Consider the following 26516-nt stretch of genomic DNA (forward strand, 5'->3'; position numbering starts at 1 on the left):
ATGAAAGTCAATTTGCTTTTAAATTCTTACCCTATCCTAATGTAACGTTAGAATTTAGATTTTTTTGTGGTCAAGCTATATCTTATATTGTTCATATTAAATTAATTACTTATATTTCTTCACTAAGATATAGATTATACCAATATGAAAATTCACACTTTTTTAGTAGAGATCACCTTATATTTGAAGAGTTAATAAATTAGAGGTTAGAATTATGACAATCAATCAACAAATAAATAAAAATATAACTAAAGAAGAATACTTTAACAATAACGGCAAAGGGTTTAATTCGCCACATGTTGTAGAAGTTAAAGATTTAAATATTAAAGTAGAAGTTTATTCTCATAATTTAAGAGCAAGTAAAATTGCAACAATTGAAAGTGAGATAAAAGAAACAGCTACTAGTTTTAAAGATACATTCAAGTTAGAACACAGCAACTCAGAACAAACATTTAAAATTTATATGTTTGATGACAAGGATGATTACACTCACCTTGGCGGAAGCGAGCGTTTCGGTTCTTACCTTGGAGATGAGGGTGGTAAATGTTACTACAAAGGGGAAGCTGATGTTTTTGCTGAAATGTATGTCTATCAGCAAAGTGGCGTTCATAACCTTCAGCATGAATTTGTACATGGTTTAACTTACTTGGCTACAGGAGGTAAGCACCTACCTATAGTATTAATGGAAGGAATTGCAGATTACTTTGAGCATCATTCAGATCATAAATTCAATTCTCAAGGATCAAGTATCGACAAAACTGAAGCTGCAAATTTGGATTTAGATAAAATTTTAAGTTTAGAATATTCAAAGGACAGCGAAGCAAATAGCCTGGTTTATAAAACAGGTCATGCGTTGATAATGTACTTACAGGAAAAAGATCCTAGTTTATTAAGAGACTACCTAGATGCTTTACGTCAAGGTAACTCAGATGAGTCAAAAAGTTTCTTGAAAGACATAAAAGGACATGATGCTGACTTCAAAAGTTGGCTTGCTGAGAATGATACAGAAACTGCAATGGAACATCTCAACGCTTTGCAAGTTACAAAAGGAGATTTTATAGCAACTGGTCAAGAAATAGTGGGTGGAGAAATTAAAAACGTATCCTACTATAAAGCAAATATAGAAAAAATAGATGGAGAAAACGTTGGAAGTTTTTCTCCTGTAGAACATGTATCATTTTATGATGTTGCTCGTGCTATAAATAGGGCAACAAATGATAACCTCGATATATCAAAGGAATATCATTTCTTAAAGGTAATCAAAACTTCTGATGGACAGGATAAACTAACTTACTCTGATCAACAAGGTAATGAGTACCAAAACAGTCAAGAGTATAAAGATCAGGCTTTAAGGATGCTATCAAAGTATGATACAGAAATTAAGAATCAGGTAGATGAGGTTGATAATTTGAATAAAGAACGTGATGAAATGTATCAAAAATATCATAAAGGAGAGATTACTATTGAAGAGTTACGTAATGAGGAAAATACAAAATACAGACCAGCATTTTTAAAGTTTGATCAACTAAAAAACAAAGCAGTTGATGAGATTGAAAATAATCCTCAGGCAGCAAAAATATTAGGAGAGCTGGTCAATATCGATCCAAACTTAATCAGAGGTACTCACATTAATCTACAAGAAGGTAAGATTTTTTCTATGCACGCTCATGGTCAAGGAGATATGGGTGCACTGTCTATATATGACGGAAATACAAAGCTTGGAGAATTATCGAGCGAATCAGGATTTTTTAAGCAAGTTGAAGGCCAAACTAAAGAAACTTTTGTTTTTGAGGACATATTGCACGACTTAAATACTCAATATGATGGTGGTGCTTATATGGCTATTACAAAAGAAAATGGTCATTATAAAGCTTCTCTGATAGATGGCAGAACAGTTGAACGCGATGAATACTTTGATGAAGCACATTTACATGAAAATGAATTGTTGCATCCTAGCACTGGACACATCCAAAAAGATTTAGATTCTCTGCTCCTTAGAGGTACCAAAATTTTGAATCATCAAGATTCAGAGCATGCACAATATTCTGATGAGCAAAAGACAAATGGAGTAATCGTGGAAAAAGGAAAATTATTGGATAATAAGGGAACAGATAGGACAGACGATGATGTATATGAAGCTGTCGTAAAGCAAGGAGACGAGCGCTTATATGAATTCAAAAATATGGGCTTTTATATTACCGAGAAAGGTGATCTATTTATTCATGACCATGGAGCAAATGTAAGGTTTCAACTACCACAAAGTATTACTCATCTAAAATTAGTGGAAAAAGACGGAGCATATAAGCTTGTTCCGGTGACGAAAGATGGTGATGAACATCCAATAGGTATGCCAAATATACCAGATGAATATAGATATATAGATCCAATATTTGCACATGAATATGAGAAGAGAGATTATTCCCATAAACATGTAAATGTGGGCCTTATAAACTTAGAGAAATATGGCTCTGGCAAACTTTTTGCTATAAAGTACGACCCAAATGATTACCACATACAAAGAAACTCTAGCGGTGAAATAGTTAGAATAAAAGATCAAGCATATTTCACTAAAGTAAAACTATTTGATGGTGATACTGATGAAGAAATTGGAATGTTATCTAATAATTTCCATAACTTCAAAGGGAAAATATTCTTTTCTGCTGACTACAACTACAGTTATAACGATTTCCTCGCATCTGTTTCTCCTCAAGTTGAAATTGAGGACATGGGGAATGGAAGTAAAAAAATAACTTTCGATCAAGGTGATGGTGATATCGGTGACACTAATAGAGGCTACACGGACTATCAGAGAATATTCACAAAAGAGAAACAAACCGAAAGTCCAAAAGGGCAAGTAAGTGAAACTAAGACAGAAGTTGATACATCACACATAAGTCACAATACTACTAATGTTGTTGCACAAGCTGCTGAAGAGAGAACTGTATCAAACGACAATAGTGAAATGCAGTCTGATCAGCCACAAATTCCAACAAGGGCAAAAAGGTCATCTTCAGTGGAAGAGAAAGAGCAGGTATTAAAAGACACAATCTTGAAAATAGAAAAGAGCTATGATCAAGGTTCAGAAGGGAAGCATAAGGCAAATGTAACCATAGATTCTAATGATGTGAAAGCCTTGTATGATAGAGCGGAAGGAGCAGAAAAGCAATCTGTGTTAAAGTTTTGGCACAAATTGGCTGAATCAGGATATAAGGTTGGTGCTTTGCCGGAAGACAAATACTATTTTGAAAAAGGCAAATTCGTAATCCACGATAGTGGCACAAAGAAACTTATAGTGTCACCTGAAGATAAGGTGTCCATCAAAATAATGAAGGATGGTGATAGTTATAGTTTAGCTATATCAAGTGGTAATGGCAAAGTAATAAGCAGCATTAGTAAAATAGATAATCCAAATTACGAATTGCTGTCAGATTCAAGTCATTTCAATTTAGGGGAGCAAGATAATATTGTATTATCAGATCAACATCACGAATATAATCTTTATCTAGAGAATGGCTTTGTGAAAATGTTTGATTACACAAGCGACCACATTTATCACGACCACAACTCAGCCTACATCTAATACATACAGGGAGGCAAGTATAGCTGACCCAAGCAACACGTCATACCGCGATTCATTCGCGGTATCTCTTAGCCGCTAACAAGTAGCGGGATGACGGTTGTCAGGCTAGCTGTCATGCGAGTAGCCCCTTCGGTGTCATCCCAGTGCTTGAAACTGGGATGGCTTTGTTGCATCACACTTTATGAGATGGTGATTTATGGTAAATTCATGTAACTATCTCAAATTTAGCCATACCAATATCAGTGAATTTATTAAGCAAATAGCATTTGATTAGCAGTTCTTTTTCTCGATTTATCTCAGATTTATTCCTAAAACTAAATCCGAATATTTGCTTTAATCTTGAGAAAAACCCTTCAATATAAGATCTTTTCCCATAATTTACTTCTTTTTTCCATTCTTTCATGCCATCTTCACCGTATAATTTTATTAACGTAATAGCAGCATTCCTGCCAGACATATAATCTATTTCTGGATGTTCTGCCGCATTGTTTATTGGTGGAATTTTTGTCTTTATATCATATTCGTTACACAACTTATAAAACTTGTGCCTATCACATGCTCTATCTGCATATAGTGCTTTTATGACATGCTGAAAATCAACTTCTTTTAGCAAATCACAAGCTCCATAGTGATCAGAGTAGACACCGTTACTGTATTTTACAGCTATGGCTTTTTTGTTGTTTATATTCAACATTACGTGCAATTTTCTCGTTTTCTCATAGCCACGATATTTTCTGTCAGTGCTATTTTCCTTGCTGTGTGTTGTTGTATATACTAATTCCTGTACTGTCTATAGCAATTTCGATATCTTCCATATTATTTTTATCAATTCTGCAATCATTTATCTTAATATTAAGTTTCTTTTGATGCTTGTGAATAGCTGATAACTACCAAATCTCTTCCTATTTGTTGCAAATACCCTTTTATAAACCCGACTGTTTGTCTTAAACCAATTCTAAAGAAACTGACGATTATATGCACCAAAATCACAACTTTATCACTATAAATATAGTTGCCGCCCTGCATTTTTGGACAATTCTCGTACCAATTTTCTATGGCATCATTGATATAACAAAAAATGCTTCCTCTTTCTTGGAGAAATTTGTTATATTCATGGCAGTTACTGACTCTCATTTTTTGTGGCATATTTTTTCTTCAACAGCTAAATGGCTATTTATAATGAATTTTGTCAGTAACTGCCAGTTCTTTTTACTTGAGCGATGCAACAAAGCCCACTGGAATCCAGGTTGCTCATAAGCAAACTATAGTATTTTCAAAAGCGAATGATAAAGGTATAATATGTTTTTTTAAAGTAGGGAAAGCTATGGTATATAGTGTAGATTTAAGGGAAAAAGCAGTATCTTTGGTAAAAAAAGGAAAGTCAAAGGTTGAAGTTGCAGAGGTTTTTGAGATAGACACTATATAGATGGTTAAAAAAGAAAGCTACTGGCCAAGGTCTCAAAGCGGTAAAAAGTACTGGTTTTATTCGGAAAATAGACCCAAAAATACTTGTAGACTATGTTAAAAAACACCCGGATCACACACTAGCAGAAATGAAACAAAACCTTGGCTTTGGAATAAGTGCAACTTGGTATAGGTTAAAACAGCTAAAAATAACCTTAAAAAAAGTCACATTCTATCAAGAGCGCAATCAAGAAGATAGGCAGCAATTTATCGATAAAGTCTCAAAAATAGACCACTGTAGCATTTTATATATAGATGAAGCAGGAGTTGATAATAGACTATACCGAGAATATGCATGAGCTCCAAGAGGAGAAAAAATATATGCTGATGTTCCAGGAAAAAAGTGGGAAAGAGTGAGTATAATAGGTGGATGGATTGAAAAGAAGTTTATTGCACCAATGACCTTCACAGGAGGGTGTAATAAAGATGTATTTAATGTATGGTTAGAGCAAACCACAATTGCAGCGTAATACAACCATAGTTATGGATAATGCTATATTCCATAAAACTCCCAAAACAAAGTCATTAATAGAGTCTTTTGGCTGTCATTTGCTTTATCTTCCAACATATTCACCTGATCTAAATCCGATAGAGCATTGTTGGCACACCATCAAAAGTCGCCTCAGACCTCTAATGCATCAATGTACAGACTTACACCTTTTAGTTGGTAATACCATTTTAGACGTTTATCATTCGTTTTAGAAAATACTATACTTGTAGAGAAAAAAGAATAGATGATGATCCTATAGCTAACCCAAGAAAGGGTTACCTGAATATTGAAAAACAAAATCAATAGCAGAATTGATATCAGGCCAAAAGCTTGGCAGCGCTTTTTTTATGGCATGCTTGATGGCAAACCAGAACTTCTCAATTGGATTTAAATCAGACAAGTATGGCGGCAAAAATAAAACTTTACATCTAACACTTTCTATTAATCCTTTCGTCTTGTCAGACTTATGAAAACTCGCATTGTCAAACCTAGCCAGGTTTTAATATTGGCATAAGCCTATTTTCAACATACGCTTCAAAAAGCTCACTGTTGCAATATCACTCATGGTGCCTCTTCACTTAGGGCTCCAATTATTTCTTCCTTTGTATCCTGGTTTCTCTGTAAATAGCCCTTTTCCTCTTCGAGACCATCCATATTCATAAAATTCGTTGTCTTCTATACCTGATTCATCTATGAATACTAAATTTTCTTCATTTATTTCTGCTACCTTTTGTATGACTTCCTTTCGTTTTCCTTCATCCCTTTCCTGGTAGAGAAAAATTTTTTTTATACATATAGTTCACTTTTTTAAGGTAGTTATTACTTTGTCTTTGCACATATTGCCAAATTTTTCAATTATCTTTTCAACTCCGATTTTCATCTAGAAATTCGACAAAGCTATCTAAGTCTTTAATTTTATGACTATGCCCCTTTTGATAGCCTGAAGATGGTTTTATGCTTCCTGTTTCTTCTCTTCTTTTCCTCCACCAATATATTGTTTTTCTATCAATTTTGAACATCTTCCTCCATAGTCATTTTTTTCTCGTCTACTACTTTCAAAACACGTTCCCTCAGATCCTCACTTTGGCATCATTCTACCTTATCCAAAGCCATTTTATACCTTTTTATCCCCTCTGAGGTAACCTTTTTTCAGTTAGCTATAGGTATAAAATAATGGAGTATGTCTCTCCATCATTCAACAGCAATCACAGTATGTTTTTACAAATTTGAAAATTAGTGTTAAATAAAAATATAAATGCAAAAGGAAAAGAAATGATTGAACTTAAAGGCCAAGAAATTTGTGCAGGCGGAAATAAGAAAAATTTGATTATTTTTTTACATGGTTGGGGCTCAAGTGGCGATAATTTCATTCACCTTGCTAAAGTTATGAGCAAGTTTTTACCCGAGTCATATTTTGTAGCACCCAATGCTCCGTTTGAAAGAGAAATAGGTGATGGTTATCAGTGGTTCAGCTTGGAAGATCGTAGTGAGGAAGCGCTATATAATGGAGTAAAAAATGCTACATCAATTGTAAATCGTTTCATTGATACAAAATTAAAGGAGCTTAATTTAAAAGATACGCAACTTTCTTTGGTTGGATTTTCTCAAGGAGCAATGCTTGCAATACATACAGCTCTCACCCGCTCTCAATCCTGTGCATCAGTTGTTGCATACTCTGGTAGGTTTCTTTCACCTTCAAAAACTGCACCAGAGATCAAGTCAAAACCTAACATATGTGTTATCCATGGTGATGCTGACGATGTGGTACCTTTTTCGTCCCTCGACTTAGCGGTTAAAGCTTTGAAAGAAAATGGAATAAATGTTGAAGGGCACCCAATTCATGCATTAGGGCATATTATTAATGAAGAGGGGATAAAATTAGGAGTAGAATTTATCAAGAAGAATTTTAAAAATTAATTTTCATGCACTTGTTTTGCTTTGGTTATGGATATGTGGCTAAATTTTTATCGAAAAAACTGCTGAACTTAGGTTGGAAAGTCAGTGGCACATCAAGAAGTAAAAATATACAAAATGTAATCCTCTTTAATTATGAGAAAGTTAGTCAAGATCTGCTTAAAAGCGCAACGCACGTTTTAATTTCTATTCCTCCAGATGGTGATGATATTATGGAGAAATATGGTGATTGCCTGCAAAATGTTAAATGGTTTGGTTATTTGTCTGCAACTAGCGTTTATGGTGATTACTCTGGTAATTGGGTGAATGAGGAATCTGAAACAAAACCTATAGAAATCAGAGGAGAAAAGCGCCTTAGATCTGAAAAGAAGTGGCTGAATAGCAAACTGCCTGTACATATTTTTCGTTTAGCTGGAATATACGGTCCTAGTAGGAACGTGTTAATTGACTTGCAGCTTGGCAAAGCAAAAAATGTGAAAAAAGAAGGGCATTTTTTTTCTCGTATTCACGTTGAAGATATATCGAACATTCTATTTTCTTCCATGCAAAACATAAAACCTGGTGAAGTATACAATTGTGCAGATGATTTACCCACTACACAATCTAAAGTGATAAGGTATGCAGCCAAACTCCTCAATGTTAGTCCTCCAGAGCCAATTGAGGTTTCTTCCTTACCAGATTATGCACAGAGTTTTTATTTAGGTTCAAAAAAAGTAAGTAATGTTAAAATTAAAAAAGATCTTAATGTCTCTCTAATTTATCCTAACTATAAGGTGGGATTAGAGAGTTTGCAAGTAAAAAAAACTGAAATCACATCAGAATGATAGATAGGCCTATTGTTTAGTTCTGTAATTGTATCCGTTCAGGAAAATGTTCTCTAGGTAAGATTGTGGAGTATTCGTTGCAGCATTTGGCTGTTCAATTACGCTAGTTGGTATACTTCTATTTCTTTTAAAATTTCCATCTCGTATAGCTTCCAGAACGCTTTTTCCTCCTAAAAGACAGTTTTCTCCTAAACTTTTCCCCTTATCTTCTAACTCGTTAAGCCTTGCTTCGCTCTCCTTATCAATCTTTACTTCTATTTCATTACTATTTTCCTTAGGATTTAGATGAATACTGATTTTTCCTGCTTCACTATCACAAGATAATGTTACACCTTGCTTAAAAACATCCAGATAATTTCTTTTTCCTTTGTAGCTTTCAACTCTTACTATACTTTTCCCAATTTGCAGTATACCAACTCTTAAGTTTAAACCTTTATTCTTTTCATTGCTTAGGATTTTTGCAACTTCAACAGTACTATCTTGTGGATATTTTATACAAAAGCACTCATTATCTATCTCTACTTTTAATTCTAATTTGTCCTTTTGAGCTTGCTCATTTTTGTTTACAATACTTTCATATGCTACATTTTTTAGATCGTTTTCAATTTCCTTACATTGTGCAAAGAGATGCCCGTCAAACTGAAGAGAAGAATTATCTACAAATGCAGTAGTTGCATGTCCTATCCTATCATGATGGAAGAGATGTCGTTTTACCTTCCCGCCCTTTAACAATAAATCACGAACAATGCTTTGTATAATGCTTATATTTTCATCTTTTGTTGCTTCATCTTCATCCTTACTATAATCTAGAAGGTCTATAGGGTCAAACCTAGATGATCTACCACCAGAGGTTGTATTTGTGGTACTTTCAAGAACACCTACTATTTCATTAAATATTAAGTTTACTACAGTTTCTTCACTGCTATTACAACATGAATTTAACTTTATCCCTTTCTCTAAGTATTTATCTACTACGCTTTTAATACGTTCTAAAGCACCCTCTGTCCAATTTTCTATACTTTCCTGCTTAGATATCTTTGTTTTATACTCTCGTTCATTTTCTTCTATTTTCTCTTTTAATTCCTTACAAAATTCACCAATCAGCTTACTTTCACTTGTAGTTAATGGTATTTCTAGATCCATTGAAAGTGAGCCATCTTCCAAAAAATAAGAATAATCTGAACTACAGCTCGAATTTGAGTCCCAATCACTTGATTCAGTATAAGGCGTCTGATTACCATCAGCGGAACTATCATCTGAATCATGATCACTAGAGTTCTGTAGTCGATTATCACTTTCGTGTTCATCTGTTTTGTTTGACAAATCATTTTTGGCAAAGTTATACTCTTGATTAAGAGAGAACTTCGTCGGATCTTCTATATCACTTTCAAGAATTTGTTGGTCTATTGTTTGTTGCTTTTTTATCTCATAAGTCATGTTATATAACCATTACCCATTAATTCTTTGATAAATACTATAATACATAGGCAAGTCAGCAAAGAAATTTGACTTACATTACTCTACCACGATTTCGAGATAGAGGAATGAATTATTTTAGTTTTGATACTTAAACGTTTTGTATCTGCTGTAATGATTTCACTTCCAATTTGCTATTCTTTACATATTGAATTGCAAGCACTAACGCTTTACTCCCAGAAGCTGTGGTGCTATAAGCTATATTTTGCAAAATAGCAGTTCTCCTGATATCTTTGCTATCTGAAACTGATTTCACACCTTTTGAAGTATTGATTACTAGATTTATTTTTCCATCTTTGAGCCTATCAACTATGTGGGGTCTGCCTTCTCTCACTTTATTTACAGCTTTTGCAGCAATGCCGTTATTATTCAGATATAAAGCTGTGCCTTTGGTTGCATATATTTCAAAACTCAGTTCTTTCAACATTCGTGCAACAGGCAATATATACTCTTTATCATCATCTTTTACTGAAACCAGAGCTGTTCCTTCTATTGGTAACTTGTATCCTGCAGCCATGTGCGTTTTTGCAAGTGCAGCTTCAAACGATGAGTCAATTCCCATTACTTCTCCTGTTGATTTCATTTCAGGACCAAGTAGAGTGTCAATTCCCGAAAAACGCGTGAATGGAAAAACAGCAGCTTTAACTGCAAAATGATTGAAAGGCTTGTTTTCCTGATTCAATTTCTTACCCAAAATAACCTGAGTGGCAAGCTTTGCAATAGGAATATTGATTACCTTGGAAATAAAAGGAACGGTTCGACTAGCTCGTAAATTTACTTCAAGTATGTATACATAACTCTCTTGAACAGCAAACTGAATGTTTATCAGACCTTTCACTTCTAGTGCAAGAGCTATTCTTTCAGTTTGGAGCTCGATCTCTTTTATTATTTCGTCACTCAATGTATTTGTCGGTATTGAGCATGTTGAATCGCCAGAGTGGATACCAGCTTCTTCAATATGCTCCATGACCGCTGCAATGAAAACTTTTTTCCCATCACACACAGCATCAACGTCAACCTCAACTGCATTGACTAAAAATTTATCAAGAAGCAGCGATCCGTGTTCAAAAATTTTGGTTTGATTCAAGACATACTCTTTAAAGCTCTGAGTATCGTGTCTAATCGACATAGACTGACCGCCGAGGACATATGATGGCCTGACTACTAGTGGAAACCCCACCTTTTCTGCGTTGGTTAACGCTTCTTTTACTGAATGGCAGATAGAACTTTCAGGTTGTTTTAAATTAAGTTGCAAAGCAAGGTTTTTAAACCTCATGCGATCTTCTGCAAGGTCAATAGAATCAAACGAAGTTCCCAGAATTTTGAAACCTCTCTCGTTAAGCACTTTGGCTAACTTTAAAGGTGTTTGACCACCCATTTGAACTATTACACCAACCAGTGTGCCATTTTCTTGCTCTTTACTTAGTATTTCAAGCACATCCTCTGCAATCAGTGGGGCGAAATATAAACGATCAGCGGTATCATAATCAGTTGAAACGGTTTCTGGATTACAGTTGATCATTATTGTTTCATACCCCATTTCTTTGGCGGCAGAAGCTGCATGTACGCATGCATAATCAAACTCAATACCTTGACCAATGCGATTTGGACCACTTCCTAAAATGACAACCTTTTCTCGGTCAGAAACATCTGCTTCGCACTCCATTCCCTCTGTCATCCGAGTAGCTGACACTGGGATCCATTCTTCCTTATCTCTGGATTCCAGCGTCACGCGCTGGAATGACATCATTGTGTTACCCTCATAACAGCCATACATATAAGCAGTGCTCGATTCAAATTCAGCTGCACAGGTGTCTACACGCTTATAAACTTGTTTAATGCCAAATTTTTTTCTTATTTCTTCAATTTGCTCTACTTTCTTATTGCTTAATTTTGCCAATCTTGCATCTGAAAACCCCATTTTTTTCAGCTCTAACATTTCATATGCAGTCTCAGGAAGGCCGTTTTCCTTGATTTTTTGTTCAGCTAATATAATTTGCTGTATATTCTGCAAAAACCATAAGTCATATCCTGTAATCGAATTTATTTCTTCTATGCTTATTCCATGACGCATTGCGTCAGCAGCAATCAGTAATCTGTTTGGCAGCAATTTTGCTAATTGAGATCTGATGTAATCAATATCAGTATTTTCAGGAAATACTTCATTAAGTCCCGTAAGCCCAGTTTCAAGCGAGTGAAAAGCTTTCTGCAGCGACTCATTAAAAGTGCGGCCGATCGACATCACTTCCCCCACTGATTTCATGGAAGTTGATAGTTCACAATTCGTCCCCTTAAACTTCTCAAATTCAAAACGAGGAATTTTAGTGACGATGTAATCAATCACTGGTTCAAATGCAGCAGGTATAACTGGAGCGCAATCATTACGTATCTCATTGAGTGAATAGCCGATAGCAAGTTTAGTTACAACTTTTGCAATAGGATAACCTGTTGCTTTTGAAGCAAGTGCAGAAGAGCGAGAAACCCTTGGATTCATTTCAATCACAACGAGGCTTCCATCTTCTTTAGGATTCACTGCAAACTGAACATTTGCACCACCGGCACTAACATCAATTTCTCTTAGCACTGCTATAGATGCATTTCTCATCTGTTGGTATTCTACGTCACGCAGAGTCAAAGCAGGAGCAACCGTGATACTATCTCCGGTGTGCACTCCCATTGGATCAATATTTTCTATCGAACAGACTATTATGCAGTTATCTTTACAATCACGGATAACTTCCATTTCATATTCTTTCCAGCCGATAATTGATTCATCTATCTGAACTTCATTTATTGGCGAAATTTTGAGAGCACTTTCTGCAATATTGAAAAACTCCTCTTTATTGTATGCTATGCCGCTACCTGCACCACCAAGGGTGAATGACGAGCGGATGATTGCTGGTAATCCAATGTAATCCAAAGCCTTTCTTATTTGTTCTTGATTTTTTATAATGATACTTTTGGGGTATTTTAGCCCTATTTTATCCATGGACTGAAGGAATAACTCTCTATCCTCTGCTTTTTTTATTGCTTCTCTATTTACCCCTATTAATTCTACATTGTATTTGTCTAACACTCCATCATCTGCAAGTTTTATTGCGCAATTGAGTGCTGTTTGCCCGCCCATTGTTGGCAATATTGCATCTGGCATCTCCTTAATTATAATTTTCTCTATGATTTCAGGCAGTACCGGCTCAATATAAGTTGCATCAGAAAACTCAGGATCTGTCATTATAGTTGCGGGGTTGGAGTTAACCAAAATGACTTTATAACCTTCACTTTTTAATACTTTACAGCTTTGCGTTCCGGAATAATCAAACTCGCATGCCTGACCTATAACTATTGGGCCTGCTCCTATTACTAATATAGATTCTATATCTGTGCGTTTTGGCATAATTACAATAACGATTTCTGTTCAAATAATATTACCAATCTTTCCTGTATATGTGAATTTTTATTAAACCTATTAGCTAACTGTTTTTAGGCTTGACGCATAACTGTACGAACATTGTGATTTGAGTCTACTAGGAGGGTGTCATCCAAGTAGCCTTCTTCTCCTGTCATCCCAGTGCCCAGACACTGGGATGGCTTTGTTGCATCGCTCAAGTAAAAAGAACTGGCAGTTACTGACAAAATTCATTATAAATAGCCATTTAACTGTTGAAGAAAAAATATGCCACAAAAAATGAGAGTCAGTAACTGCCATGAATATAACAAATTTCTCCAAGAAAGAGGAAGCATTTTTTGTTATATCAATGATGCCATAGAAAATTGGTACGAGAATTGTCCAAAAATGCAGGGCGGCAACTATATTTATAGTGATAAAGTTGTGATTTTGGTGCATATAATCGTCAGTTTCTTTAGAATTGGTTTAAGACAAACAGTCGGGTTTATAAAAGGGTATTTGCAACAAATAGGAAGAGATTTGGCAGTTATCAGCTATTCACAAGCATCAAAAGAAACTTAATATTAAGATAAATGATTGCAGAATTGATAAAAATAATATGGAAGATATCGAAATTGCTATAGACAGTACAGGAATTAGTATATACAACAACACACAGCAAGGAAAATAGCACTGACAGAAAATATCGTGGCTATGAGAAAACGAGAAAATTGCACGTAATGTTGAATATAAACAACAAAAAAGCCATAGCTGTAAAATACAGTAACGGTGTCTACTCTGATCACTATGGAGCTTGTGATTTGCTAAAAGAAGTTGATTTTCAGCATGCCATAAAAGCACTATATGCAGATAGAGCATGTGATAGGCACAAGTTTTATAAGTTGTGTAACGAATATGATATAAAGACAAAAATTCCACCAATAAACAATGCGGCAGAACATCCAGAAATAGATTATATGTCTGACAGGAATGCTGCTATTACGTTAATAAAATTATACGGTGAAGATGGCATGAAAGAATGGAAAAAAGAAGTAAATTATGGGAAAAGATCTTATATTGAAGGGTTTTTCTCAAGATTAAAGCAAATATTCGGATTTAGTTTTAGGAATAAATCTGAGATAAATCGAGAAAAAGAACTGCTAATCAAATGCTATTTGCTTAATAAATTCACTGATATTGGTATGGCTAAATTTGAGATAGTTACATGAATTTACCATAAATCACCATCTCATAAAGTGTGATGCAACAAAGCCATTCCAGTGTCAGCTACTCGGATGACACCCTATTGATTACTTGAAATGACATGGTTTGCAAACATTCTGTTACTTAAGCTTAAAAAACGTGTATGATAGCGTTATTTCACTTAAGTCTTTTGTATTACTATCAAGCATTATCTCAGGATCTATATAGAAAGATACGGGCATAGCTGCTTTTTGTTTTGGTAGCAACATTTGTTCTTCAAAACAAAAGCATGCAACTTTATTAAAATACTTACCTGCTTTGAAAGGCGTAACGTTATATACTGCCATACCAAATGAAAGATGATCAGATAGATTTTTTGCGTAATAAAATGCTAAACTTTGTTCTCCTATGTTTACGTCAACGTAGTTAGTTTCTGATTTAAATTCCCAAGGTAGATCGGACATTATATCAGCATTGAAGTGGACCCTGATTTTTTGGTCAGTTGCACTTATTGTTGCATTAGTTACTTTTCTTGTTGTGCCACCATACCCGGTAGCTTTACAGAAAATGCTATATAGTGGCACCGATGCATATGCAAGACATAGCATCAACACGACTAAAGATATTAAAAAGAAAACTATAGAATTCTTACTACCTTTCCTTAAAAAGGAAAACATCTAGTCCCTATTATTGAACAAGTTAAGTAACCTGAGTAGATTGAGAAATATGTTAATAAAGTTAAAATAAAGATCAGTTGCACCCAGTATTGCCAATTTAGTAGTAGCGACTTCTGAGCCATCATTATGTCTATAATAAACGTCTTTGATTCTCTGAGCATAATATGCAGTCATTAAGGTAAAGACTATTACTGATATGAACGATATTGCAAAATAGAGAGGACTGCTTCTAAGGAATAAATTTACTATGGATGCTATAATTATCCCCAAGACTCCCATAATCAAGAAAGAGCCCATACTTGTAAGATCTCTTTTTGTGGTATTACCATATAAAGCCATAGAGCCAAACATAATTGATGTAATGAAAAACGCTCTTGCTATATTTTCTGCAGTATAAACTATAAAAATATAAGACAAGGAAAGCCCCATTAACACTGAGAACGAGAAAAATATAGTAACGGCAGACTGAGCACTTAGGTGTTGAATTTTATACCGCATATAGATCACCAATGCAGCTGGAGAGAATATTGTCACAAGCGACAGAACAGGATTAGAATGAATTACCTGAAAAAGACCAGAAAATACCGTTAGAAACGCAACAAGCCCTGTAACGCCTAAAGCTAAAGCCATGTAGTTATATACTTTAGTTAGGTAACTTCTGAGCCCAGCGCTATAATAAACGCCCTGAGAGCGGATATCCTGTTCATTTCTCATATAAGACATAAATATAACTCCTTTTGTCCATTATTTAACACATTATAATATAAAACCACATTTTTATCAAGTATTTTTATTATAAACAGCTATGCGCTGGCATTTGTTTTAATATAAATAGAATATAGGCCTATTGCTGCTGCATTTGAAACATTTAAACTGTTAATTGCATTTGACATTGGTATTTTTAAAAGATAATCACAATTTTCTTTAACTAACCTACGCATTCCTTTCTCTTCAGAACCAAAAATAATTACTCTTTTTTTCTCAAAGCTCTTTATTTCATCTATATTTTCTTTAGCATTGCAATCAAACCCGTAACACCAGTAGCCGACCTTTTTTAAATACTGCATAGTTTTTACTATATTTGTAACGTATATTAGCGGAACAATATCCAATGCTCCACTTGCTGCTTTTGCAATAGATGCATTTTCGCCAGGTGAATGATTATGTGGTAAAACCAATGCGTTGACATTAAAACAAGCTGAAGTTCTTAAAATTGATCCAATATTGTGCGTGTCAGTGACTTGATCTAAAATGACTATAGTAGAGCTGTCGTTTGAGCTTTCAGCTACTTCTTCGATGCTTAAGTTACAAAGAATAGGGGCAACATTTAAAGCAATTCCTTGATGGTTAGCACCTTTAGATAAAACGTTGTTAAGTATTTTGTTTTCTACTAATCGAACTTTAATGCCCTTACTATTTACACATTGCCTAATTTCTTTTTCATGTTCTCTATAGAAATTTTCTGTTACTAACAGTTCTATACACCGCCTATTTTTATTCTTCAGTGCTGACATGCAGGTGTGCTTTCCATACAGCCAAAAATTCTCATTAGTTTTTGACGATTTCATCGTATTATCGAAAATCGGGTTTTTATAGAATAAGCAACATTTTACTATGTTTGGATATTGTTGTAAAATTATACAATTCGATTAATGCGTTTATGTCGGACGATGAGTTGGATTGGCAAAAAAATGTTAAGCCAATAGAATGTGGAAAAGTTACTTTAAAAGTTAATAATAAAGTAAATATAAAGTCTATGGTTGATAAAGGTACCTCCGACTTACAAAGGAATTTTCTTAATACCAATAATGGTGACTCATCATTTTGTCTTGACCAAAACACAAAATCAAAAGTTGATAGGGGTAAATATTTTATAAGCGATGAGCTCGATTTGCACGGCTATAGTATAGAGGATGCTTACTGTAAATTGATAGATTTTATTATCAAAAATTATCGAGCAGGAAATAGATGTTTATTGGTAATTACGGGATACGTCAGTGCAACAAATAAAACAGACACTATAAAGAATAACTTAAATAAGTGGTTAGATGATACTAAAATCCAGCATATGGTTCTATACTACCAGCAAGCTACGAAAAAACATGGTGGTAAAGGGGCTTTTTATGTTTTATTAAGAAGGCTTAGGCCCTATTAGCTGCTTAAGTTTCCTTTTAAGCCTTAATTTTTCTTATATAGCCATATAAAAACCAGTGTTCGGCAGCGCGTTACGCACAATTGTACAAACATTGTAGCCGTTATTCAAGTAGCTCATAGAAACGGATTAAACAAAAAACTTACTTGACAAACTCCGCCAGCCCCCTTATCATGGAAGTGAAGCTATTGTATTTGCTTTCGCCAATCTGCAGATTAAAAGGTAAGGATTACTTAATGTATCGGCGTCTTATGTTCAATTTTTTACAGTATATAGATACTGTATGTCTTTACAAAACTTCATCTACATCTAGATTTTTATCTAAATAAGCTGAACGCGCTTACAAAGCGTTACAAGACATCAAAAAATGCCAATACTCGACAAAGATAGTAAAGGACTAGCTAACTCGGGGATTCTTTGTCTTTTTTTCTGCTTGGTAAATTTCTTAAACATTTGCAGCGTAGGTTAGTTGCAATTAAAAGCAGCTTAATCTCGCTTATCAAGCGTTTAAAACATAAAAAACGCCAATATTTTAAAGCGGATAATAACCACGGGGCTTCTTTGCCTTTTTTTTCATTTGGTAAATTTCTTAATGTTTATAGCTAAAAGAGCCCAAGAGAAGTGTCATTCCAGTGCTTGACACTGGAATCCAGTTTTCCATATAATCTCATCAAAAATGTTTATTTTCTAGCTACTTTTATACTTATCAACTCAGTATGCTTACTTACAATTAAAATTCCTGGATCCCAGTGTCAAGCACTGGGATGACACCCTCCTGATGGGCCCAAATCACAATGTTCGTACAGTTGTGGGCGGTATGACAGCGTTAGCTATACTTTTATACTCACCAACTCAGCATCCAATCAAGTAGTCAAAGCACTCGGATCTGGTGGACTCAAATCACAATGTTCATACAGTTATGCTGTGCCCTATGGGTGTGATGTTCTACGAGTTGGGTGACAGGAGGTAATGCAAGAAGTCTAATAGCGCAGCAACACGGAACCCCATGTGAGACCTGCACCTATTGCAATCAGCAGTACCAGATTTCCTAATTTTATTTTTGATTCTTGTATTGCATAGTCTAAGGCCAGTGGAATTGACGCTGCTGAGGTGTTTGCATGCTTATCAACGGTATTAATCACTTTCTCTATAGGAAAATCTAATTTCTTTACTACTGCTTCAATAATACGAATGTTTGCTTGATGGGGAATTAACCAGTCAATATCAGTGATTTTCAAATTATTGCATCTTAGTGTTTCCTCTACTGAGGCTGTTAACTTATCCACTGCATGTTTAAATACTTCTCTTCCATTCATGCATATTTTTTCAGAATCATCAGTAGAGGATACCCCTCCGTTCGTACATAATATGTCCACATTGCCATCAGAGTGTAAGTTTGTTGATATGATGACGCTGCTACCCATTTCCGATTTTATTATCACTGCACCAGCACCATCACCAAAGAGCACACAAGTTGACCTATCTTCCCAGTCAACAATCCTAGACATTATTTCAGCACCAATAACGAGCGCATATTTAATTCTATTGTTAGATTTTATGAGCGAATCAGCAACTGTAACTGCATATATAAAACCAGAGCATGCTGCTTGTACATCAAAAGAAAATACGTTTTTACATTTTAACTTACTTTGTACAATCGTTGCACAGCTAGGCAAAGTTTTATCAGGCGTTGTTGTTGCAACTATAATCAAGTCAATTTCATCTACTGAAATTTTAGCTTTTTCTATAGCACTTTTTGCTGCATTTACAGCTAGATCTGACGTTAATTCTCCTTCATCTGCTATATGCCTTTGAACTATTCCTGTTCTCTGCCTTATCCATTCATCGCTTGTCTCAACTATCGATGCAATTTCGTTGTTACTCAACGTTTTTCTTGGTAGATAAGATCCAGTGCTTAATATGAAACTTTTATTCAATATGACTTACCCCGTTAATTATCTTTTGATTTAAATTTTCACTAATTGCATTTACTGCAAATTTTATAGCATGGGCAAAAGAAATAGCATCAGAATTTCCATGACTTTTAATGATGATACCATTCAGCCCTAAAAACATAGCTCCACTTCTAATTTTGGGATTAAAACGCGTTAATGCTTTATTTAGTTTAGATTTTAACAATATACCAATAAGCATTTTCGCTATCCACGAGTTGAATACTTCCTGCTTTATTAGATTGATAAAAGTACTAGCGGTTGCCTCAGCTGTTTTGAGCATTACATTGCCAACAAAACCATCAGCAACAATCACATCTATATTACCCTCTAAAAATTCACTTGCCTCTATATACCCTTTGAAATTAATGCCTGGAGCGTTTTTAAGCAACTCAAAAGCGTCGCGCACTGAGTCATTACCTTTAACTTCTTCTGTACCGATATTTAGTAAAGCAACCTCAGGATTGTCAATTTTTAGCGCTACTTTTGCAAATATACTTCCCATTAATGCAAATTGGAATAACGAATCGGCATTACAATCGACATTTGCACCAAGGTCAAGCAAAGCGAAGCTTTTTGTCTTAGTTGGACAGATAGAGACAATAGCAGGACGATAAATATTTGGTAATGTTCCTAAAATAAATCTGGAAATTGCCATCAACGCCCCGGTGTTGCCTGAAGATACCACTCCGAAAGCTTTACCTTCTTTCACTGCAACAATTGCAGCTTTCATACTTGAGTCTTTACGATGTCTCAGCGCAAAAGATGGCTTATCATTTGCAAGGACATTGTCAGAACAATGAGTAAACTCAGAATTGTTACTTACTTTTTTATATTTCAAAAGCAAAGGAGATACTTTTTCCTTATCTCCATAAATATGAAAAAGAACTTTAATGCCTGGGTCAACAAGATTATCCAAAAAAAAACCAGCACCCTGAATTACGGAAAGAGGCGCAAAATCGCCCCCCATAGCGTCAAGTGCAATAACTATGTGATTATTTACCGTAGGTAACATACCATAATAGTCATTCTGCCTGTTGCTTAATGAAAACTCGTTTTCCTTTGTAACTGCCATCGACTGCTACATTGTGAGGCAACATGAATTCTCCAGTTGTTGAACATACCACAACATTCTTAGGCTCAATAGCATGATGAGAACGATGCATATTACGCCTTGACTTCGACTTTTTTCTTTTTGGAACTGCCAAAACTTCCTCCATTCTACTACAAAATTCAATTCATTAATAACATGTTTTTTACAAGAAGTAAACAGGGATAATAAAATAAGTAAGGTTTGCTTATGTAATTGAGTCCTATAGCTAAAGTGGCTTAGGTTTACCTACAATTTGAAAAACCGTCATTCCGCTACTCGTTAGCGCCGCGGCGGTATGACGTAGGGAAACCTTTCTTGGGTTAGGTGTGCCGTAGAGACACAAAGAATGTTCAAGTAAGAGCAAACTAAGTGCAAAAGCTACGCAATAGATGAGGGTGGGCCCCTCGGAGCCGGTTTACAAGAGCAGGCTTCAAACAGCCATAAGCTGCTTTGGTAAAGAGCTAAGGTAGTGAGCGTTATGGAAAAGGCGCAATTATGCGTCATGTATGAAATAGAGAGACGAATGGAAATGAACCACTGATAAAGTTTCGAAAGGAACTAGACGACGTCAAAACCAGGGGTCTAACCTAACCTGGGATAAATCTATCGGGAGCTTGTTTACTGGATAGGTGGCGTCCGGCATAGAGGTGGCGTGAATCTATTTTAGGCTATTGTGTGGAACTACGGGAACCTGTCGTTTTGATGATAAGGGAGAAATCCAAGTAGCTAAACTCCAAGGGTGAGAGTACCGATGCGAAAAACAGGGGCGCGTAGTAGTGAAGAAGTTTCTGTAATGGAAATGGAGCGAAGGGATTTAGTTTTAATTGTTTTGTCAACCAGAAATGGGATGAGCAATTGATTAAAACAGAGTCCTTGATTATGCTATAATTAGTAGCAAGGGCCGAATAATGGGAGCTGTGTGAGTCGAGAGGTTCATGCACAGTTCTGTGAGAGGCTGGCGGGGAAGGTCCGCCGGTCTACTCTCCCTATAGAAACTCTCATCGCTGCCTTTTTGTTAACAGTGGTATTGCTAATACTAGACTTCAAGTTACTGCAAAAAATGTTTTAAAACATAGTTGATATCTTGACTTTATCTAGTTAATACTCCAAATTATAAAAAAACAGATAGTTTTATGATGGCAAGTCTATTACAAGGCAAAAAGGGGTTAATAACTGGAATAACAAATAAGAGATCGATAGCATGCGGTATAGCAAAAGCTCTCTCAGAGCACGGGGCAGAACTTGCAATCACCTACCAGAATGAAATAATAAAAGAAAAACTATCACCAATAGCAGATGAATTAAATGTGGAGCTAATATTACACTGTGACGTTTCAAATGAAAAAATCATAGATAACGCTTTTGAAATAATAGAGAAAAAATGGGGTACTCTTGACTTTTTGGTGCATGCAATAGCATTCTCCGATAAAAATGAGTTAGATGGTAAATATGTCAATACTTCACTGAATAACTTCCTCAATGCAATGCATATATCGTGCTATTCTTTCACTGCTTTAGCGCAAAGAGCTGAAAAAATGATGTCAGGTGGTGGTAGTTTACTTACTTTATCTTATTATGGCGCTGAAAAAGTTATGCCAAATTATAACGTTATGGGTTTATGTAAAGCAGCACTTGAAGCAAGTGTAAAATATATAGCATGTGATCTCGGGCCACAAAATATCAGAGTAAATGCAATTTCCGCTGGTCCAATCAGAACTTTAGCATCTTCTGGAATAAGCGATTTTCACTCCATATCAGAATGGAATAGAAATAATTCTCCGCTTAGACGCAATGTTACAATAGAGGATGTTGGCAAGGCAGCGTTATACTTATTAAGCGACTTAAGTAGTGGCACTACTGGAGAAATTTTGCACGTCGATTCAGGATATAACGTTGTGGGAATGAAGGTGGTTGACTAACAAAGCACTAGTTCCTTCGGGTTCATACACAACTCTATCAGGAGTTTTGTGACTGTGATTGCAGAAAACATCGAACATAAAATTCCTATTGATAAAGTGACAGAAAAGCCTCTAATTGCTCCGCTGCCAATAATGAACATTATTCCTGCAGCAATGAGTGTTGTGATATTTGAATCCAGTATTGTCTTTATAGCGTTTTTAAACCCTTCTTCAATAGCACGTTCCACTCTCTTGCCAGATTTGATTTCCTCGCGAATTCGCTCAAATATTAAAACATTTGCATCCACCGCCATACCGACAGTGAGTGCAATACCTGCAATTCCAGGTAAAGTTAGAGTTGCTTCAAGCAGAGTGAGAATTGATAATATAAGAATTACATTAGAAAAAAGCGCAACAGAAGCTAATATACCTAATTTGCCGTAAGTGATAATTATAAATAAAGCCACGGCTATAATAGAGATTGTTGCTGCCATTTCCCCTGCCTTTATTGATTCTTCTCCAAGGCTTGGGCCAATGTTTTTTTCTTCAATTATTTTAAGTGGTGCTGGCAGTGCTCCAGATTTTAAAAGTATTGCAAGTTCGCTTGCTTGTTTTTCAGTGAAATTACCGCTAATTTCTCCCTCTCCATTTAAAATTGGCTCACGTATTGTAGGTACTGTTAAGACTGTGTTATCCAGAACAATTGCAAAAGGTTTTCCCACATTTTCTTTAGTGATTTTCGCGAATCTTTTACTCGCTATGCTGTCAAATTTAAAATGCACTGTTGGTTTACCTAAGTGACCAAATCTAACTGATGCGTTAACCAGCGAATCGCCACCTATTTCAGTTTTGCGGAATATTGGATAAGAATTACCTAAAGAATCCTTGAGCATGACAGTAGTTTCGTGATCTATATCCTGCACCTTGGCTATGTTAGTGTTTGCCAAATGAAAAGCTAGTTTAGCAGTTTTGCCAAGCAGAGATTTTATCTGCTTGGTGTCTTCTACTCCAGGCACCTGCACTAATATTTTATTCTGCCCTTGTTTTTGAACGCTGACTTCCTTTGTGCCAAGTTTGTCCAAACGGCACTGGACATTGTTTATTGATTCTGCAGCTACTTCACTGATCAAAGAATTTTTATAATGGGGTTTATACGAAATGAGAATTGAAGAATCTTTTCTATTTAGCTCTAAATTTGGATTTATCGCATTAATCAACACAGATGCTTTTTTATAATCATCAATATTATTTAAAGTTACAATTACTTGTTCGCTGTTTTGTACGTTAGATTCAATATTTTTTGTTAGCAATGTCTCTTTTATCTCACCTGCTAGCATGCCTAGCTTTTCCTTAAAATAGAAGTCTAAGTCTATGTTTAGAAGCAAAGATGCCCCTCCTTTCAGGTCAAGGCCTAAGTTTATTCTTTTTTTCGAAATAAAAAGCTTATTATCAAAGAAATTTGGCAGTGTTATGTATAAAGCAAGTAAACAAATGCATAACACTGAAAAAGATTTGACTATAAGCCTGTTGTACATAAGTTGTAGGTTTAAAATTGTAATAATTGATTGTAGACTAAATAATTACTTACTACAAGGCAGAGGTAATAATAGGATATATTAATTTATCCTCGCTAAACTGCACGCTCCACACTTGAATCAACAGCAACCTCATCAATATTATTGTTTACTTTTTCTGTTGGAGAAAAGCATTGAGCTATATAATCGACTATATTATTAGCAGTCCATAGTGCTCCAAACACTGCTATAACTGTAATTGCTCCTATTGCTGCACCTTGTAACATAGATGAACCTAAGAAGGCAGATGGACGACCCCCGATTAACATTGTAGAAGGAAAAACAGCATTTGCAGCTGTTGCAATACCAGCTCCTAATATAAAATTTACTTCTGCTCCTATACCAACTCCAAACACAATTGGAACAACAAGATATATAATTAATTTGGTAAAATTTTTGTATTCCCATAATAATTCTAAATTTTTGCATCCTGATAATGGTTCGTTTGGCTTTCTTATTACAACGGAATCAACAAAGAGTATTACTGAGCATAAAGCAAACACACAACCCAAAATTCCACCAGTCAATAATGGTCTATTGTCCGATTTTAACATAAATACTCCCTGGCTATTAACTAAACATGTACATTATATTATGCTGATTATCGAATAGCCAATAACTAAATTGAAAATAACACAAAAATAGACATAGAATACAAACATATAACATGAAGTAAAATACATGCTAGTCAAAATAGGTACCAGAAGAAGCAAGCTTGCAGTTGCCCAGGCTTTGGAAGCAAAACAAAAGTTGCTGGACTCTTTTCCTAACTTATCTATTGAAATTGTTAAGATAAAAACTTCTGGAGATAAGTACACAAACGCAAATCTTGCTGAAATAGGAGGTAAAGGATTATTCATTAAAGAAATTGAGGCTGAATTGCTCGAAAATAATATAGATATGGCAGTTCATTCGCTAAAGGATGTGCCTGCGTTTTTCTCAGGGGGTTTAACAATTCCTTGTGTTTTAGAAAGGCTAAGTCCATGCGATGCGTTTATTTCTCATAAACACAATAGCCTTGAGTCTTTGCCACAGCAGGCTACTATTGCCACTTCTTCAATAAGAAGAAAAGTTCAGTTGTTAAATGTTAGACCAGATCTAAATATAATATCGCTACGTGGAAATGTAACAACTAGATTGCAAAATCAAATTTTTGATGGAATAATTCTAGCTGAAGCAGGACTCATAAGATTAGAAAAGAATCACTTAATTACAGAGGTATTGCCACCAAAAGTTATGTTAAGTGCAGTGGGACAGGGAGCGATTTGTATTCAATGTAGAAGGAATGATGTAAAAATTATCGATCTTGTAGAGAAAATTAATAATAATATGTCTTTTATAAGAGTGAAATCAGAGCGCAGTTTTATGAAGACAGTGAATGGTTCATGTTTTACTCCACTTGCAGCTTTGGCTGAATATGTGAACGAAAATATGCTACACCTTTGTTGTATGTTAGCAAGTGGAAAAAATATATACTTCACTGAGCGCACTTCATTTATAGAAGATGCGGAGAAAATGGGTATGGATGCAGGACTAGAGTTGAAATCAAAATGCTTATAAGCTTACCTAAAGTACGTGGAATCTATCGTTATGACATCTTAATGTCTAAAGCGACGTGGTTAAACGTCGGTGGACGAGCTGATGTGTTATTTAAACCATGTGATATTGAAGATTTAACATACTTGATTAAAAATACTGAACTGCCAGTTAGCGTTATTGGTGCAACATCCAACATAATAGTACGAGATAGTGGCATTCGAGGAATAACAATAAAATTAGGTAAGGAGTTTGCATATATTAAAAGTAAGGGTAACAACTCCATTGTTGCAGGTGGTGCTGCGCTGCTCAGGAACCTTGCTTACTTTGCAGGAGAGCAACAAATTAGTGGACTCGAGTTTCTAGTTGGAATTCCAGGAACAGTTGGTGGCGGAATAGAAATGAATGCAGGTGCGTATGGTAGTGACATCGCAAGCGTTGTACAATCCATAAAAGCAGTGAACCTAGAGGATGGAAACCTATATGAGTTCTCCAGCAAAGAAATGGGATATTTTTATCGTGGACATAGCTTAAAAGGAAATTGGATTTTTGTTGAAGCTGAGTTTAAAGGAGTAAACTCAGAGCATGAGCTTATATTGCAAAGGTTAAAAGAAATTGTTGAGAAAAAAAATAAAAGCCAGCCAATAAGAGGAAAAACTGCTGGGTGCATATTCAAAAATCCAAAAAACTACCGAGCATGGGAGTTAATTGATAAATCTGGCTGCCTAGGGTTAAATATTGGTGGAGCTAGAATCTCTAAGAAACATTGTAACTTCTTGCTCAATTACGATAATGCAACTGCATCTGACTTGGAAAACCTTGGCAACAGAGTAAAAGATGCAGTGAAGGATAAATTTAATGTTGAACTTGAGTGGGAAATAAGGGTTTTGGGTGGCTATTAAACAGTTTTTATAGCTGCTGTATATTCGTTCAGGAGAACGGCAAATAAGGTAGACAAGTAATCTATAGCTAACTGAAAAAAGGTTTCCCCAGAAGGGATAAAAAGGTATAAAATGGCTTTAGATAAGGTAGAATGATGCCAAGGGCATTAAAAGACGATCCTTCATGCACTGCTTATTTGGCTTTCTACCTTTTGCCTTTTTCTTAGTCTCTTCCTCTATTAAAATTTGAATTACTTTTTTAAATGTTTTTTTTTACTCCTGTTAACCTACGAAATTCCTCTTCATCAAGCTTGTTTATTTGTTCAAATCTCATACCTTCACTAATATATTACCTTCCTTATAGTACTCCTTTTCTTTAGTTATGCAAGAAGTCTAATGAAGGAACGCTTAAAAGGG

At 35.3% G+C, this 26516-nt stretch carries 26 protein-coding genes and 1 pseudogene; 12 read left to right on the forward strand and 15 right to left on the reverse strand.

Translation table 11 applies throughout. The features are described from left to right. The first annotated feature begins 214 nt into the window (after positions 1-214). Positions 215-3580 (forward strand): peptidase M2, encoded by a 3366-nt coding sequence (locus tag AAGD91_RS04450; protein WP_341820765.1) that lies wholly within the window; start codon positions 215-217, stop codon positions 3578-3580. Between the two features lie 205 nt (positions 3581-3785). On the opposite strand, the gene AAGD91_RS04455 is transcribed toward AAGD91_RS04450, so the two are convergent. Both AAGD91_RS04455 and AAGD91_RS04460 read right to left on the reverse strand, forming a co-directional pair. Further along, entirely contained in the window at positions 3786-4274 is a 489-nt protein-coding gene (locus tag AAGD91_RS04455) for a transposase (protein ID WP_341820766.1), read from the reverse strand. A 158-nt stretch (positions 4275-4432) separates the two neighbouring features. Next, the gene (locus tag AAGD91_RS04460; RefSeq protein WP_341820767.1) at positions 4433-4726 is read right to left on the reverse strand and encodes a transposase; all 294 of its coding nucleotides are present in this window, start codon (positions 4724-4726) and stop codon (positions 4433-4435) included. A gap of 40 nt (positions 4727-4766) precedes the next feature. Here AAGD91_RS04460 and AAGD91_RS04465 point away from each other — a divergent pair, with 40 nt between their 5' ends. The 3 genes and pseudogenes from AAGD91_RS04465 to AAGD91_RS06390 all read left to right on the forward strand — a co-directional run bounded on the left by AAGD91_RS04465 (position 4767) and on the right by AAGD91_RS06390 (position 5746). Then, positions 4767-5006, forward strand: coding sequence for a hypothetical protein (locus AAGD91_RS04465; RefSeq protein ID WP_341820768.1), 240 nt, complete (start codon positions 4767-4769; stop codon positions 5004-5006). 49 nt (positions 5007-5055) lie between these two features. Further along, positions 5056-5343 (forward strand): annotated as a pseudogene (locus AAGD91_RS04470) (IS630 transposase-related protein); the annotation flags it as partial. A 184-nt stretch (positions 5344-5527) separates the two neighbouring features. After that, positions 5528-5746, forward strand: coding sequence for a transposase (locus AAGD91_RS06390; RefSeq protein ID WP_410541925.1), 219 nt, complete (start codon positions 5528-5530; stop codon positions 5744-5746). 47 nt (positions 5747-5793) lie between these two features. Here AAGD91_RS06390 and AAGD91_RS06395 read toward each other — a convergent pair whose 3' ends face one another. Further along, a complete protein-coding gene (locus tag AAGD91_RS06395; protein ID WP_410541931.1) occupies positions 5794-6030 on the reverse strand; it encodes a transposase in 237 nt (78 codons plus the stop codon). Between the two features lie 367 nt (positions 6031-6397). Further along, positions 6398-6553 (reverse strand): hypothetical protein, encoded by a 156-nt coding sequence (locus AAGD91_RS04475; protein ID WP_341820769.1) that lies wholly within the window; start codon positions 6551-6553, stop codon positions 6398-6400. 253 nt (positions 6554-6806) lie between these two features. On the opposite strand from AAGD91_RS04475, the gene AAGD91_RS04480 reads away from it, so the two are divergent. Together AAGD91_RS04480 and AAGD91_RS04485 are read left to right on the forward strand one after the other, a co-directional pair. After that, on the forward strand, positions 6807-7451 hold the full coding sequence (locus tag AAGD91_RS04480) for an alpha/beta hydrolase (RefSeq protein WP_341821514.1): 645 nt from the start codon (positions 6807-6809) through the stop codon (positions 7449-7451). 5 nt (positions 7452-7456) lie between these two features. Continuing rightward, the gene (locus tag AAGD91_RS04485; protein WP_341820770.1) at positions 7457-8272 is read left to right on the forward strand and encodes an SDR family oxidoreductase; all 816 of its coding nucleotides are present in this window, start codon (positions 7457-7459) and stop codon (positions 8270-8272) included. Between the two features lie 9 nt (positions 8273-8281). On the opposite strand, the gene AAGD91_RS04490 is transcribed toward AAGD91_RS04485, so the two are convergent. The 3 genes from AAGD91_RS04490 to AAGD91_RS04500 all read right to left on the reverse strand — a co-directional run bounded on the left by AAGD91_RS04490 (position 8282) and on the right by AAGD91_RS04500 (position 13381). Beyond that, positions 8282-9709 (reverse strand): hypothetical protein, encoded by a 1428-nt coding sequence (locus AAGD91_RS04490; RefSeq protein WP_341820771.1) that lies wholly within the window; start codon positions 9707-9709, stop codon positions 8282-8284. A gap of 130 nt (positions 9710-9839) precedes the next feature. Further along, the gene (carB, locus tag AAGD91_RS04495) at positions 9840-13142 is read right to left on the reverse strand and encodes a carbamoyl-phosphate synthase large subunit (protein WP_341820772.1); all 3303 of its coding nucleotides are present in this window, start codon (positions 13140-13142) and stop codon (positions 9840-9842) included. Positions 13143-13228: 86 nt separating this feature from the next. Then, positions 13229-13381 (reverse strand): hypothetical protein, encoded by a 153-nt coding sequence (locus tag AAGD91_RS04500; RefSeq protein ID WP_341820773.1) that lies wholly within the window; start codon positions 13379-13381, stop codon positions 13229-13231. Between the two features lie 40 nt (positions 13382-13421). Between AAGD91_RS04500 and AAGD91_RS04505 the strand changes: the two genes are divergently transcribed. Both AAGD91_RS04505 and AAGD91_RS04510 read left to right on the forward strand, forming a co-directional pair. Then, positions 13422-13715, forward strand: coding sequence for a transposase (locus AAGD91_RS04505; protein ID WP_253309376.1), 294 nt, complete (start codon positions 13422-13424; stop codon positions 13713-13715). A 158-nt stretch (positions 13716-13873) separates the two neighbouring features. Then, a complete protein-coding gene (locus AAGD91_RS04510) occupies positions 13874-14362 on the forward strand; it encodes a transposase (protein ID WP_341820774.1) in 489 nt (162 codons plus the stop codon). A gap of 114 nt (positions 14363-14476) precedes the next feature. Here the strand turns inward: AAGD91_RS04510 and AAGD91_RS04515 are convergent, their stop codons facing one another. The 3 genes from AAGD91_RS04515 to rlmB all read right to left on the reverse strand — a co-directional run bounded on the left by AAGD91_RS04515 (position 14477) and on the right by rlmB (position 16581). After that, on the reverse strand, positions 14477-15013 hold the full coding sequence (locus AAGD91_RS04515) for a cytochrome c oxidase assembly protein (protein ID WP_253307274.1): 537 nt from the start codon (positions 15011-15013) through the stop codon (positions 14477-14479). Beyond that, positions 15014-15736: a Bax inhibitor-1/YccA family protein gene (locus AAGD91_RS04520; RefSeq protein WP_341820775.1), complete on the reverse strand. Its 723-nt coding sequence runs from the start codon at positions 15734-15736 to the stop codon at positions 15014-15016. It lies immediately after the preceding gene. Positions 15737-15816: 80 nt separating this feature from the next. Beyond that, entirely contained in the window at positions 15817-16581 is a 765-nt protein-coding gene (gene rlmB, locus AAGD91_RS04525) for a 23S rRNA (guanosine(2251)-2'-O)-methyltransferase RlmB (RefSeq protein ID WP_341820776.1), read from the reverse strand. Between the two features lie 92 nt (positions 16582-16673). Here rlmB and AAGD91_RS04530 point away from each other — a divergent pair, with 92 nt between their 5' ends. Next, complete coding sequence (locus AAGD91_RS04530) at positions 16674-17168, forward strand: Smr/MutS family protein (protein ID WP_341820777.1); 495 nt, start codon at positions 16674-16676, stop codon at positions 17166-17168. Positions 17169-18145: 977 nt separating this feature from the next. On the opposite strand, the gene AAGD91_RS04535 is transcribed toward AAGD91_RS04530, so the two are convergent. From AAGD91_RS04535 to rpmF, 3 genes are read right to left on the reverse strand one after another with little or no spacing between them, the layout of a single operon-like run. Beyond that, the gene (locus tag AAGD91_RS04535) at positions 18146-19102 is read right to left on the reverse strand and encodes a beta-ketoacyl-ACP synthase III (RefSeq protein ID WP_341820778.1); all 957 of its coding nucleotides are present in this window, start codon (positions 19100-19102) and stop codon (positions 18146-18148) included. After that, entirely contained in the window at positions 19095-20132 is a 1038-nt protein-coding gene (plsX, locus tag AAGD91_RS04540; protein WP_341821515.1) for a phosphate acyltransferase PlsX, read from the reverse strand. The genes AAGD91_RS04535 and plsX overlap by 8 nt, the downstream gene beginning before the upstream one ends. A gap of 10 nt (positions 20133-20142) precedes the next feature. Beyond that, positions 20143-20325, reverse strand: coding sequence for a 50S ribosomal protein L32 (gene rpmF / locus AAGD91_RS04545; RefSeq protein WP_010962967.1), 183 nt, complete (start codon positions 20323-20325; stop codon positions 20143-20145). A gap of 1018 nt (positions 20326-21343) precedes the next feature. Here rpmF and AAGD91_RS04550 point away from each other — a divergent pair. After that, positions 21344-22129 carry an enoyl-ACP reductase gene (locus AAGD91_RS04550; RefSeq protein WP_341820779.1) on the forward strand — a complete coding sequence of 262 codons (786 nt, stop codon included), beginning with the start codon at positions 21344-21346 and terminating at the stop codon, positions 22127-22129. Here the strand turns inward: AAGD91_RS04550 and secD are convergent. Both secD and AAGD91_RS04560 read right to left on the reverse strand, forming a co-directional pair. After that, positions 22126-23643, reverse strand: coding sequence for a protein translocase subunit SecD (gene secD / locus AAGD91_RS04555; protein ID WP_341820780.1), 1518 nt, complete (start codon positions 23641-23643; stop codon positions 22126-22128). The genes AAGD91_RS04550 and secD overlap by 4 nt on opposite strands. Before the next feature lie 95 nt (positions 23644-23738). Beyond that, positions 23739-24236: a hypothetical protein gene (locus tag AAGD91_RS04560; protein WP_341820781.1), complete on the reverse strand. Its 498-nt coding sequence runs from the start codon at positions 24234-24236 to the stop codon at positions 23739-23741. Between the two features lie 127 nt (positions 24237-24363). On the opposite strand from AAGD91_RS04560, the gene hemC reads away from it, so the two are divergent. Beyond that, entirely contained in the window at positions 24364-25242 is an 879-nt protein-coding gene (hemC, locus tag AAGD91_RS04565; RefSeq protein ID WP_341820782.1) for a hydroxymethylbilane synthase, read from the forward strand. Then, positions 25233-26120: a UDP-N-acetylmuramate dehydrogenase gene (gene murB / locus AAGD91_RS04570; RefSeq protein WP_253309144.1), complete on the forward strand. Its 888-nt coding sequence runs from the start codon at positions 25233-25235 to the stop codon at positions 26118-26120. The genes hemC and murB overlap by 10 nt, the downstream gene beginning before the upstream one ends. Positions 26121-26516 lie beyond the last annotated feature (396 nt).

Origin of the sequence: Wolbachia endosymbiont (group A) of Myopa testacea, assembly GCF_964027115.1 — a bacterium.
Classification (GTDB): domain Bacteria; phylum Pseudomonadota; class Alphaproteobacteria; order Rickettsiales; family Anaplasmataceae; genus Wolbachia.